The sequence below is a fragment of the Cognaticolwellia beringensis genome, assembly GCF_002076895.1.
Classification (GTDB): Bacteria; Pseudomonadota; Gammaproteobacteria; order Enterobacterales; family Alteromonadaceae; genus Cognaticolwellia; species Cognaticolwellia beringensis.
In genome coordinates this window covers 2009284-2022779 of the sequence record NZ_CP020465.1, presented here as the reverse complement: position 1 = coordinate 2022779, position 13496 = coordinate 2009284, and the positions used below count along the sequence as shown (strand labels likewise).

11 protein-coding genes are annotated in these 13496 nt (G+C 38.8%); 2 read left to right on the top strand and 9 right to left on the bottom strand.

All coding sequences use genetic code 11. The annotated features are described in order from the left end of the window. The first annotated feature begins 1 nt into the window (after position 1). A complete protein-coding gene (locus B5D82_RS08530; protein WP_245807593.1) occupies positions 2-1525 on the top strand; it encodes a Ppx/GppA phosphatase family protein in 1524 nt (507 codons plus the stop codon). A gap of 181 nt (positions 1526-1706) precedes the next feature. On the opposite strand, the gene hemB is transcribed toward B5D82_RS08530, so the two are convergent. The 7 genes from hemB to tatA all read right to left on the bottom strand — a co-directional run bounded on the left by hemB (position 1707) and on the right by tatA (position 6984). Beyond that, the gene (gene hemB, locus B5D82_RS08525) at positions 1707-2723 is read right to left on the bottom strand and encodes a porphobilinogen synthase (protein ID WP_081150774.1); all 1017 of its coding nucleotides are present in this window, start codon (positions 2721-2723) and stop codon (positions 1707-1709) included. Positions 2724-2852: 129 nt separating this feature from the next. Beyond that, positions 2853-4292: a sensor domain-containing diguanylate cyclase gene (locus tag B5D82_RS20150; protein WP_245807592.1), complete on the bottom strand. Its 1440-nt coding sequence runs from the start codon at positions 4290-4292 to the stop codon at positions 2853-2855. Continuing rightward, complete coding sequence (locus B5D82_RS08515) at positions 4285-5079, bottom strand: TatD family hydrolase (RefSeq protein ID WP_081150772.1); 795 nt, start codon at positions 5077-5079, stop codon at positions 4285-4287. Before B5D82_RS08515 ends, B5D82_RS20150 begins: the two co-directional genes overlap by 8 nt. Positions 5080-5094: 15 nt before the next feature. Further along, on the bottom strand, positions 5095-5610 hold the full coding sequence (locus tag B5D82_RS08510) for a hypothetical protein (RefSeq protein WP_081150770.1): 516 nt from the start codon (positions 5608-5610) through the stop codon (positions 5095-5097). Further along, positions 5610-6371, bottom strand: a complete 762-nt coding sequence (gene tatC / locus B5D82_RS08505) for a twin-arginine translocase subunit TatC (protein ID WP_081150768.1) — start codon at positions 6369-6371, stop codon at positions 5610-5612. Before tatC ends, B5D82_RS08510 begins: the two co-directional genes overlap by 1 nt. Beyond that, positions 6368-6736 carry a Sec-independent protein translocase protein TatB gene (gene tatB, locus B5D82_RS08500; protein WP_081150766.1) on the bottom strand — a complete coding sequence of 123 codons (369 nt, stop codon included), beginning with the start codon at positions 6734-6736 and terminating at the stop codon, positions 6368-6370. The genes tatC and tatB overlap by 4 nt, the downstream gene beginning before the upstream one ends. Beyond that, positions 6736-6984 carry a Sec-independent protein translocase subunit TatA gene (gene tatA / locus B5D82_RS08495; protein ID WP_081150764.1) on the bottom strand — a complete coding sequence of 83 codons (249 nt, stop codon included), beginning with the start codon at positions 6982-6984 and terminating at the stop codon, positions 6736-6738. Before tatA ends, tatB begins: the two co-directional genes overlap by 1 nt. A gap of 139 nt (positions 6985-7123) precedes the next feature. Here tatA and B5D82_RS08490 point away from each other — a divergent pair, with 139 nt between their 5' ends. After that, positions 7124-8056: a hypothetical protein gene (locus B5D82_RS08490; RefSeq protein ID WP_081150762.1), complete on the top strand. Its 933-nt coding sequence runs from the start codon at positions 7124-7126 to the stop codon at positions 8054-8056. An 11-nt stretch (positions 8057-8067) separates the two neighbouring features. On the opposite strand, the gene B5D82_RS08485 is transcribed toward B5D82_RS08490, so the two are convergent. Continuing rightward, entirely contained in the window at positions 8068-10698 is a 2631-nt protein-coding gene (locus tag B5D82_RS08485; protein WP_081150760.1) for a bifunctional diguanylate cyclase/phosphodiesterase, read from the bottom strand. 203 nt (positions 10699-10901) lie between these two features. Beyond that, positions 10902-13418, bottom strand: a complete 2517-nt coding sequence (locus B5D82_RS08480) for a TonB-dependent receptor plug domain-containing protein (RefSeq protein WP_081150758.1) — start codon at positions 13416-13418, stop codon at positions 10902-10904. Between the last annotated feature and the right edge of the window lie 78 nt (positions 13419-13496).

Here is a 13496-nt window from a genome sequence, read left to right as displayed (position 1 = left end):
CATGACGATCACTTCAATGGAGACTTTATCACCTCTGTATGCCGTGGTCGATTTAGGCTCTAATAGTTTCCATATGTTGCTCACTCGACAACTTGCCGATAGCGTGCAAGTTGTTGACAAAGTAAAGCGTAAAGTACGCCTTGCTGCTGGCTTGAGTGAAGATAACATATTGTCTGAGCAAGCCATGGCAAAAGGCTTAGAATGTTTAAGCTTTTTTGCCGAGCGCCTGCAGGATATCCCTGAAAAAAATATTCGAATTGTCGCCACTGCAACTTTAAGGCTCGCTAAAAATCGTGCTGAATTCATCGCAAAAGCGGAGGCAGCATTAGGCCACAAAGTTACCTTATTAAGCGGTATTGCCGAAGCGGAGCATATATATCTTGGCGTAGCCCATACCAGTGTTAGTGCTAATAAACGCTTAGTTTTAGATATTGGTGGTGCCAGCACAGAGCTTATCGTTGGCCGCGGCTTTACGGTTAAAAAAGCCCATAGTCTTAACCTAGGCTGTGTCAGCTATAATCAAAAATACTTTTCCGACGGCACACTTTCCTCAGCAAATTTTTCCCGAGCAATATCTGCGGCTGAGCATGCTATTGCACCGATCAAAGCAGATTTTTGTGATATTGGTTGGCAATGCGTTCTTGGTGGTTCAGGTACCATGCAAGCATTAGCGGAAATGTTAATTTACCAGCATAAACCCAGTGTGCTTACGTTAGACTTTCTTTATCAAGTGCAAATGCAGCTGCAAAATTTTGATCATATTAACAGTATTGATTTACCTGGTTTATCCACAGAAAGAAGTCCAGTTATTGCCAGTGGGTTAGCCATTTTAATTGCCTTATTTCAGCAATTTTCTATTAAAGAATTAACTCTTTCTAGTGGTGCGTTACGTGAAGGGTTGTTATATGAAATGTTACCTGGTAATCGCACAACTAACATACGCCAACGTACTATCAGCGCTTTAAGCCAACGCTTTCATATTGATCAACAACATGCTGTTAGTGTTAAACGCCAAATTAATATTATATATAGCCAGCTCAAATCAACTTGGAATTTACCAGACGGTAATGCATTAGCACTATTATTGGCTAGCGGAGATTTGCATGAAATAGGCTTGTTACTCGAATACAAATATCATCAACAACACAGTGCCTATATTCTTAAGCATGCAGATTTAGCAGGGTTTAATCAATCAGATAGGAAATTTCTGGTCAGTTTAGTCTTACTTTATAAGGGTGACATCAACCTAGCACACATTGAACAACAATCAGCTTTAGACGATGAAACGGCTAAGCGACTCTTAATTATTCTACGCTTAGCAATAAAGTTGTGCCGTCGCCGTAAAGACGATGAATTACCCAACTATCGTCTATGGTTAAATAAAAAAGTTTTAAACCTATCTTTACCTGAAGTATGGCTAATGCAACACACCCTTATTCATGATGAATTAAAGCAAGAAAATGACCATATTTCTCGACTAGGTTATAGCTTACATATTGATGTGGATAATAATAGCTCGACTTAATTACACCCGCTTAAAAAATCATCAGACTTACACCACCTTCGGTTAAGCATGCTAACGCACTTAATACCAAGTAAATTAATTTCTACTAATTTTTAAAACGCTGAATATGAAAAAGCCGCGATATATAGCGCGGCTATGATAATGAAGTAATTTATTAAACTTTAAGTACGTCTAGTGGTATTTAAGCGTTTTGCTCTTCTTTTAACCAACGGGCTACCTGCTTAGCAAAATAGGTGAGAATGCCATCAGCACCTGCTCGTTTAAACGCTAATAAACCTTCCATTACGCAAGGTTTTTCGGCTAACCAGCCATTCTGAATTGCCGCCATATGCATGGCATATTCACCACTGACTTGGTAAGCATAAGTCGGTACTTGAAAGGTATCTTTTACCCGGCGAACAACATCTAAATATGGCATTCCCGGCTTGATCATTACCATGTCCGCGCCTTCCTGAATATCTTGTGCGACTTCATGTAATGCTTCATTACTGTTGGCGGGGTCCATTTGATAAGAGAATTTATTGCCGCCTTTTATATTGCCTGCTGAACCGACAGCATCACGAAACGGGCCATAGTAGCTCGAAGCATACTTGGCAGAATAAGCCAGTATTTTCGTATTAACAAAATGATGATGTTCCAGTTCTTTACGTATTGCGCCTATACGCCCATCCATCATATCCGAAGGGGCAACGATGTCAGCACCGGCTTGTGCATGTGATAAAGCTTGTTTAACCAAAATATCCTTAGTCACATCATTTAGAACATAACCGGTGTCATCGATAATACCATCTTGCCCATGGGTAGTGAATGGATCCAAGGCAACGTCGGTGATCACACCTAAACTTGGGAATTTTGCCTTTACGGCACGAACTGCACGCTGAGCTAAACCGTCAATGTTATAAGCTTCTTCAGCCAGCAGTGATTTTTTATCCGTTGGTGTAACAGGAAAAATGGCAATTGCAGGTACGCCTAATTCAACCAACTCCTGACATTCTTCTAATAACAAATCGATACTTTTGCGCTCTACTCCGGGCATAGACTCAATAGCTTCGCACTGGTTTTCACCCTCTAAAACAAAAACCGGATAAATTAGGTCATTAACCGTCAGTTGATGTTCTGACATTAAACGTCGTGAAAAGTCATCAGAACGCATACGACGCATGCGGCGTGCTGGGTATTGTCCAAAGACGTTATTCATACTCATTTCCTATAATAATTTAATTTAAATCACACCAATTGATTTAGTGCTTGCTGCAGATTTTATCAAGCATAGTTAACTATGCTGAGCACACCTTGCATTATGTCTGCTTTCTACAAAAGCGTTAAGTTACGAGTTCACTATTTTAATTGGCATTACTTGTACTTGGTCTCGACCAGCTTGCTTCGCTTTATAAAGTGCTTTATCGACACATTCAAAAATAATTTCAGGTGTCACATCTTTCTCTTGTAGATATGTTGTAACACCACAACTTACAGTTAATTTAATAGCTTTTTCGTTATTAGGGATAACTTGCTGTCGCACACTTTGACAAATTTCTTCGGCTAAAGCCAAAGCCCCTTTTTCATCTGTTTCCGGTAAAATTAAGCAAAACTCCTCACCACCATATCGACAGCTAACATCAGAACTTCGGCGCAATAGGGACTTAATCATACTAGCGACTTCAACAATGCATTTATCACCGACTAAATGACCAAAACTGTCGTTAACTTTTTTGAAATGGTCAATATCAATTAAAATAAGGCTTAATGGTGTTAAGTTACGACGACTACGTCTAAACTCTGCCAGTATTTTTTGATCGTAGTAGCGACGATTATACAGTCCCGATAATTCATCAAGCGTATTCTTTTCTTTAAGCTCTTGATTGACTGCCTCTAATTCTTGTAAGGCAATATTCAATTCTAAAGTTCTTTCTTGCACTCTACTTTCAAGTTGCTCTTGGCTTTCATCCTGCAAGGCTAACAGCTCTTGCTGTGCGACACTAGAAGCTAGAGCACTCGCTGTCGCCTGTTGTTGGGCAAGCTTTTCATCACGTAAATGGCAATAATATGTATGTCCGATCAAATAAGTCATCATAATAGCCATAACCCAAAAACTTAACATATCTAGGCAATTAATGGCTTGGGTAGAAAAGCTAAGGTAATAGAGTAAATAAGCAATAGTATTGAAGCTTAGTTGCACAACAAGGATCCACGAGAACATTTTAGATAACGCTTCGTCGCCTACTTTAATAGTTCGGTTGACATACAGTAACGCAAGCAAGCTCATACTTATGGGTATTTGCGTTAATAGCCAAGTATAGCTGTGGCTAAATACAAAGCTTAAGGGCACCGTAAGCGTCATAATAATCGCTAAGCGCAGTAGTAATTGATAACTATTTTTATCATGCTTTTTTAAGGTGAATAATTTAACCGTAAAAATAAAAAATAGAATGTTAGACAAGTTGCTCAGTAGCACGCCTTCAGTATTGAGCAGGTGAATATTGCTAGTAAATAATGCAAAAAATGAAAACCCGCCAGCAACCAAAATACCTAACGACTTTATTGCAAAGAATAACGCTAAAATTGCCATACTGTAGCTGCGCAAGGCCCTAGCCCAGGCAAAGCACATTAATGATAGGATCAGGCTACTACCAATAAATATATGTTGAATATGTAATTGTAATAACAAACTTGGTTTTGCGAAGACAGGTACACCTTGGGCACTAGCCATTGTAGACATCAACAAGGGTATAAAAAGCCAAATACTGGCTCTAAATAAGTTACGCATTACTAACACTTAAATTAAAAACTTTTACACTATTGAGGCTAGTTTGTTTGATAATGTCCCGCTCGCTGTACCCCATTAATTCGGCTAAAACAGTGACAATATAAGGTAAATAGCTCGGTTCATTACGGCTACTTTTAGGTCTTGGACGAATATTTCTAGGTGTTAAATAAGGTGCGTCTGTCTCGATCATCAGCCGCTCTAGTGGAATTAGCGATACAATATCGCGTAACAGTTGACCACGACGCTCGTCACAAAGCCAACCTGTAATACCTATATACATATCAGCGGCTAAACATTGTTCTAATTCTTTCCGGTTACCGGTAAAACAATGTGAAACCATAGCGGGTATCGTTGCTAAATGAGGTTTTAAAATTTCAAACCAGGGTTCAAATGCATCTCGCTGATGTAAAAACAACGGTAATTGAAGTTGCTCTGCCAACAACACTTGCTGTGTAAAAACATCTTTCTGGTTTGCTTCACTGGAGAAATTTCGATTAAAGTCTAACCCACATTCACCAATAGCTTTAACGCAGCTATTTTTTGCCAAGTCAGCTAATTGTGCTTGAAAATTTGTTGGTGCATTATCGGCGTCATGCGGATGAATACCCACGGTACTGTATAAATAATTTGGGTAGTGCTGGCAAAGTGCGATCGCTTGCTTACTTTCTTCAACATTAGTACCGGTAACTAACATTGCGCTAATATTAGTTTGTTTAGCTCGAGCTAAAACCTCTGAACGGTCTTTTTCAAAGCGCGCATTGGTTAAGTTAACACCTATATCAATCAAGGAATTATAAGCTCTTTATTTCAGGCGTTTAACGCGAATTTTTTTATTTGAATCGGGTAAGTTTTTCTTCAAATATACCGCATTCATAAAACCTTTTTTAAGTAAGACATTATCTCCCACCGTAAGTTTGAGAAATGCACTATCTGTTTGTTTCCATTGTTGACCATTTTTAAACGTGAAATTCCATTTACCATAATGATCTTTACTTAATTGCGCAATCATAAAAACAACCTGAAGATCTTCTTCAGCAACGGGAGGTTTTTTTAAGTGCTCAGCACCAAAATCTGCAGCTTTTACCGCTGCAGGAGCCATAAGGGCTTCAACTTTGGCCGTTGCTGCACTCTTACTAGGCTTAACAGCTACTTTTTTCGGGATTACAGCTTGTTCTGCTAAGTTGTCAAAGCAAATTAAGCGCGCCGAATTTTCTTGAATTTTTGTGCATGTTGCTAAACTGGTACTTAACGTTTCTCCGTGTGTAGTAAATGATAACAAAGTCAAAATGGCTAGCGTTATAAGAAAATTATTATTCATTATTGTTCTTCCTTTGGTGCAGTTTCTTCGCCATCGTCTTCTTTATAATAAAATGAAGCGATAATAATACCTAGCTCAAATAATAACAGCATAGGCACAGCTAGCATGGTTTGAGAAATAATATCGGGTGGTGTTAACATCATACCAACAACAAATGCACCAACAACTATATAAGGTCGTTTAGCACGCAAACTATCAGGGCTTGTCACACCGGTCCAGCACAGCAATATAATCGCAATGGGTATTTCAAACGCTGCACCGAAGGCAAAAAATAACTTTAATACGAAATCAAGATAACTACTAATGTCAGTTGCAATAGTAACCCCTTCTGGCGCTACAGATGAAAAGAATGCAAAAGCTACCGGAAAGACTACATAGTAAGCGAAAGCAATTCCACCATAAAACAATAACGTACTACCAAACATTAACGGTGCAATTAAACGTTTTTCATTTTTATATAAACCAGGTGCAATAAACGACCACAATTGATACAAAATATAGGGCATAGCAATAAATATAGACAAAACTATGGTGAGCTTAAAAGGCGTAAAAAAGGGAGACGCTACATCGGTAGCGATCATTTGAGTCCCTTCAGGCATAACGGCCAAAAGTGGTTGCGCAACATATTGGTAAATATCTTGTGCAAAGTAAATCAACGAACAAAAAACAACTAACACACCTAACACTGCATGTAATAACCGTGTTCTTAGCTCTAATAAATGATCAAATAATGTGTAGTTTTGCTTAACGGCTGAACTCATTTAATTTGCTTTTCATCTTTATTATCAATTGGCTGCTCAATTTTTTCAGAAGAACTGATTGATTGCTCGGCTGTTTGATAAGGGTTATTTACCATTTCGGCTGCTTCTTTAAGCGACTTTACAGAAGCTTCAATTTCTGGTGACAGATCTTTCATGCCTGATTGTTCAGCTTTTTTTAAATTAGCGTGCAACTCTTGAATGCGTAGCTCTTCAGTAAGCTCGTTTTTAACGCCCTCACTAAAGCTGCGAATGCTAGTTATCCAGCCGCGCACAGTACGAATTGCAACGGGCAATCGCTCGGGCCCTAATACTACTAAGCCAATAATAGCGATCAATAATAGTTCCCAAAAGCCTATATCAAACATTAGACTTTATCTTTCTCTTTTTCAGCCACATTGCTTTTTTCTGCTGTTTTATCACCTAAACTATCACTATTGGCTGAATTTTCTTCTGTAGCTTCATCTTTTTTTGCCGGTTCATCGGAGACTGCGCCTTTAAAACCTTTGATTGCCGAGCCCAGATCAGTACCTAAATTACGTAATTTCTTAGTACCAAATAACAACACAACAATCACTGCAATAATTAATAATTGCCAAATACTTATACCGCCCATAAAAAACCCCTATAATTTAATTGATTTCATTATAAAGTTTATAGAAAAAAAATCACCAACTGATATGCTAAATGATGAGGTAAAACAAAATTTGATCAATATGTATTGTAAAAATCTGTGTTATTGGCATTTTTGCCTAGTGTTATTTTACTTTGCATTTGCAAATTCAGCACAAGCGTATACTTCGCAAGAAGTAAAAGAGCCTGTTGAGCAAAAAGATGATCACTGGATGCAAGGATTGCATGAAACGGTTTCCGACTCCGTTTATCAATCTGCGCAATGGTTTGATAGTTTTTTTATCGCAAATGAGAGTGAACAACAAAGTCCAAAAACAACTGCAAAAATTAGTTTTGCTTGGTTGCCAAAAAGTCGTGACTGGAGTGAAGTCAAACCGCGTTTCCGTGTGCGAGTTAAATTACCTCATTTTCAAGATAGAGTCAGTGTGGTTTTATCTGACGAAGCAGATGACGAACTCAATAATCTACCTTTAGAATCTGTAAATACAAAGTCACGGATTGAAGAAGAGAAATTTTCTTTAGCGCTAAACTATACTCAAGATAAAAGAGATGACCGTTTGATGAATTATCGCTTGGGTATTTCAGGCGGTGATATATTTGTTCGGGCAAAACATAAACGCCGTTTCAATATCAGTACAAAGCAAGGTTTCTTATTTGAGCCTTCATTATATTACTATCTAGATGAAGGCCTTGGCGCTAAATTATTACTAGAATACGATTACCAATTAAGCAAAAAGTCGCAATTTCGCATTAATTATAGCATTCGGGGTTCCGCAGAGTTTAGTGGTATTCGTTGGAAGCATGGCTTTTATAAGTTACATCAAATCAATGAAACCACCGCATCTGTCCTTAGCTTACAAGTTGAAGGGGAGCGTAACGGCGATCGAGGCTTTGTTATTGATAAATATACCTTAGGCTATCGATATCGCTTTAATGCCTTGCGGGATTGGTTGTTTTTTGAAATAGAGCCATTTGTAGAGTTTCCAGAAGAGGAGAATTACAGCACAACTCCTGGCATTGCCTTACGTATTGAAGGTTTCTTTCACAAAGGTTAGCGTTAACAGTTTCAAAGACTCTGCTGAGCCCGATGCATTGCTACAACATTACTTGCGCTCTTAGCTTGGACTATTTTTGCGGGCCGGCTAATATGATAACCCTGACCAAATTCACAACCTACAGTTTGAAGTTTCTGCAGCATGGCTTCAGACTCAATACCTTCGGCTACTAATCTATAGCCAAATTTTGTCCCCAACTCATGCAGGGCTTTAACTAAAGATAAATTTTTATCATTGTTATTTAAACTACGAATAAAACTGCGATCGAGTTTAATAAACTCAAACGGGTAGTTATGTAAGAAATTAAACGACGATAAGCCAGCACCATAATCATCTAAAGCGAGCTTAACGCCAAATTCTTTCAATTTACGTAAGCCTTTTAGCGCTAATTCGGTATGGCGAGCAAATGCTGATTCATTAAACTCCAGAATAAGTCGCTCAGGCTCGACTGTATTAATACTGATCAACCCCATCAATTTAGTTAATTGATTAGCCTGAATTAAATGGCGTCCAGATAGGTTGACACCGATATAGGCGTGCTCATATTCTTTGGATTTTTTCCATAGTTTTAATTGCAAACAAACTTCTTCAATCACCCAAGTTTCTATATCCAAAATCATGCCAGTTTCTTCTGCCATAAAAAGAAACTCGCTCGGTGTTAACAGGCCCTTAGTTGGATGTTGCCAACGCAAAAGCACTTCAAAACCTAGGGTTTTAGTTGAGGTTAAATCTGAAATTTTTTGATAGTGTAATTCAAACTGCTTGCTTTTAATGGCTTGTCTTAATTCTTGCTCAAGCGTCATGCTAGCAATAATTTTTTCCCGCATACTATCATCAAAGAAAACATATCGCCCGCGTCCTAAACTTTTTGCTTGATACATGGCCGCATCAGCATCGCGCAGTATTTCATTAGCATCTTTATAAGTAATACGGCTCTGGGCAATTCCAATACTGGCATTTGAATACAAGGTATGACCGTCAAGATCAAAGGGTTGTGCAATAGATGTAATGATACGAGACGCTATTTCTTCAATATCGTCAAGTGACTGCAGTGAGTCTAGTAACACGACAAACTCATCGCCACCTAATCGCGCTAAAATATCATTATCACGCACGCAATCACGCAATCGGTGCGAAATTTCGATTAAAAATTGATCGCCAGCATGATGCCCTAATGTGTCATTAATCATTTTAAAGCGGTCTAAATCAATAAACAACACCGCGAATCTATGGTTTGGATGGCGCTTCAAGTGACGCATAGCATAGGTTAAGCGGTCTGAAAACATTGCTCTGTTGGGTAGTTGGGTTAAAGCATCATGATGAGCTTCATGATATAAGCGCGCTTCTGCTTTTCGACGTTCTTCAATTTGCATACGTAAATTAAGGTTAGTCGCTTGCAGCTCTTGAGTGCGTTTATTTATAATTTGTTCAAGTGCCTCATGGCTTTGTAATGCTTGATGTTGCACTTTTTGTCGTAAAATCTCAATCGCGATATGATGACTAACAAAGCGCATAAGCTCGAGATCTTTGCTTTGATAAGCATTTTCATCTTGATAATGCTGAATAGCAATAACACCAAAAATTTCACCGTGATCTGTCAACGGTGCTGCTAGCCAAGATCGTGGCATTTCATGCTCAGGGTAATGTTTAGTAAACGCACATTGTGTAACGTTACCTTGTGCCGCTAACGTATAAAGAACTCGGTCGCTTAACAGTATTGGTTTACCGGCTTTTATGGTCATTTCCGATAACCCGTCGCTCAGCGCACGTGTTTCTGGTTGTGATAGTTTTTCATCACAATAATATGGAAACTCTAATTCGCTTTTATCATCAGATAATAATGCAATATAAAAGTTTTTGGCGGGCAGTAATTTATTTACTTCGTGGTGCAGCGCTTGATAAAACTTATCTATTGTGTGGGACTTTGCTGTTAACTCAGAAATATTAAGTAATACTTGATGGGCCTTAACCGCTAGCTGCCTTTCAACAATTTCACGCTGCAATTGTTGGTTGGCTTCGGTTAATGTAACTGTACGCTGACTAATACTAGATTCTAATAACTCTCTACTACGAACACGATCGATTGCCTTGACAAGTTGCTCAGCGATTATGGTTAAAATTTCACTGTCACTTTTAGAAAAATTCAGTTTCGCATCGTAACTTTGTAAGGCAATAACACCAACAACTTGTTCGCCTCGCTTTAACGGTACTCCCAACCAATCTATACATGCTGAGTCAGATAAAGATATCTCATCAGCTTCAGCAAGCTGCATTATTTTATTGGCTGAATAATGTGCCATTTTTTGGTTGAGTAAGACTAAACCGGTTAAACTTTTGCGCCAGTTTGATATATCAACAGACTGATGACTCGCGATTTCACCAAGGTTTTGACAATAGGTTAATTGTAATTCGTCAGATGAATTTAACAGGGCGATATGAAAGCTATCAGTGACAAATAATGTCTTAATTAATGGTTTGAGGGCATGATAAAACGCATCCATATCGGTAACTGAACTGGCTAACTCTGACAGTTGCAATAAACCCGATTGCATGTTTTTAAGTTGTCGGTACTTTTTAAGTAACGATTTTAACTTAGGAAGTTGGCGTATCGCTTGACTAGTTTCCGTCGCCCTCGATCCCATTTTGGAATTCCGTTTTTATTATTAGTATTATTTTTATACGACTAGTCTAACAAAATAAATTTGATAAGCTAGGTCTTAGCCGAACTTATTCAGTCTAATTAGGTAAAAAACCTCTATTTTGCTGAAAATAAAAACAAAAAAGCGATGACATTGCCATCGCTTTTTGTAGATACCTCAAGCAATTAACTCGAGTTGTACGTTATTTAAAAGTTATATGAAGCACTAATGAACAAGTTACGTCCTATCACATCATAAATACTTGGTACTGTTCCCATGTCATTACCACCTAAAACTTCTTCAGGCTCAGTATCAAAAACGTTTTTCACACCGCCATTAACTACCCATTGGTCGTTAACATGGTATGAGGCTGAAACGTTATGATAAATAACATTGTCAGTAGAGAATTGCTCTCCGTAATATTCACCGTCCATGCCACGAATAAATTGAGCACTATAAAGCACGGTTAAGTCTTCTGTTACGTAACCGTAAACCGATAAATTAGACTTAATGTCTGAATAGCCACCAATATTACCATCAATCGTGCCGGTATAATCCGTGTCGTCTTGCTCAAACTCGATCAAGAATGTGGTATCGAAAACAACTTTGAACAGGTCATGGCTATAACTAACGTTCCAATCAACACCTGAAGTTTTTTGCGAACCAATATTGGTTAATTGCGCGCTTAGATTAGATAAATCACCACCAGAAGTAATGTTGACCGCTGTACATGACGCTTGAATACCGCTAAAACATGCATCTAATTCTTGTTGAACATCTACACGACTAATCGCATTGGTAATATCAAATGCCCAGTAATCTACTGTCGTAGAAAGATTATCAGCTAACTCCCACACTACACCAAAAGTAAATGATTCACTTTCTTCAGGCTGTAAGTCTTCGTCACTGGTGTAATTAACTTTAATTTGCGCATCTAGCTCATTACCCCACGGATCACTTAAATAGTCGTAAGAACCGCTGTCACCACCGTATAGCTCACTTACACTTGGCGCTCTAAAACCTGTAGCAGCCACTGAACGAACCATAAATGAGTCATTTACACGGTAAGTAGCACCAAGCTTCCACGTTATTTCACCACCAAAGGTTGAGTATTGGTCGTACCGTGAAGCAGCTTCAAATGTTAACGCTTCAGTTACCGGTACTGATACTTCACCATAAACTGACTGAACAGAATAATCTCCGTCAGTTGCAAATTGTTGAGCTGCGGTACTCTCACCTTTTTGAGTTACTTCATCAGGGGTATAATAACCACTTTCATGACGAGTTTCGAAACCAACGGCATAGCCAATATCACCTTCGGTTACGCCACTATAGCCAGCGGCTAAAGTGAATTGCTCGTTGCCGCCTTCATTCTCTTCATTGTATATAATACCTTCAGACGCTAATGCGCTTTTATCAAAACCTTCACCACTGAACCAAGCGCTTTGGTCTTGGTAGATACTGGCTTCCATATTACCCGCATGAATTGAGTTCTGAACACTATCTTTCGAGTCATTTCGACCGTATGTTGCAGAAATATCCCACATAGCGTCATTTTCTAAATAACCTTTTAGGCCAATCGATGCGCGATAAGTATCAGTTTCTTGTGAATAGATACGTGGGCCTGCATCATTCATACGACGACGGTAATTTACCTTGTCACCAATGACAAGATGGTCATCTGGGTCAACTATCTTTGAGTTGATTTCATCATACGCAGCTTGAATGTTGTCAAGATGAATAGTGTTCAACTTATTGGTAACTAAATCTAAATTCGCCGGCTGTGGTGCTAATTGCTGGTTAGACTCTCGGCGCGTATACATAAGATCTACGCTAAGTTCAGTATCTGAATCTATTTCAGTATTATAAGCACTAAAAAGGCTTAGTAATTCATTTGGCGTTTGCGCGTAGCTATCAACAGTGTAATCGTATGATGTATTTCTAGCCATCAAACTACCTGATGCGTCTGATTTATCTACGACTAAACCACCGATAGAACCTGTTGGAATAAATGAAGATGCACCTGGTTCAACAAAATCACGGTCTGACTGAATAATCTCACCACGATCTGAATACTGTAGGCCTAAAACTAAATTACCGTTGGTAAGCTCTACACCATGTAAAATACTGATACCTTTACTGGTACCGTCGCCCTTATCGGTTTGGCTACCATCAACGGTTACTTCTGTACCAACAAAATCTTTTTTAGTAATAATGTTGACGACACCCGCAATAGCATCAGAGCCATAAACTGCAGATGCACCGTCTTTAAGAATTTCAATATTTTTGATCATAGCCACAGGAATTGTATTTAGGTCTACTGCTGAATCAGCACCTGTTCCTGATGACACCATACGGCGACCGTTTAATAAGACCAACGTGCGTTGCACGCCCATACCACGAAGGTTAACTGTAGCTGTGCCGCCTGAACCGTTATTACTGGTAGCGCCTAAATTCATACCTGCTGCAGTAGGCTGTGCTGATAAAATTTCTTCTACTGAACTGTAACCACTTTGTGCAATAAACTCTGATGAGATTACGGTTACTGGGCTTGCTGTTTCAACATCAGTACGATTGATGCGTGAACCCGTAACTTCTATGCGTTCAACGCTGACTTCTTTGTCTTCAGCAGCACTAACCTGACCAGCAACAGCTAAAGTGCTAGCTGTGCCTACGAATAAAGCAACGCGAATGGCATTACTTAAAAAATTTTCTGAATACATTTAATTCTCCGAACATCAATTATTAACTTTTTATAAGCTGGCTTTATATCGCCTTAATCCATCTTGCGACAAAAGTTC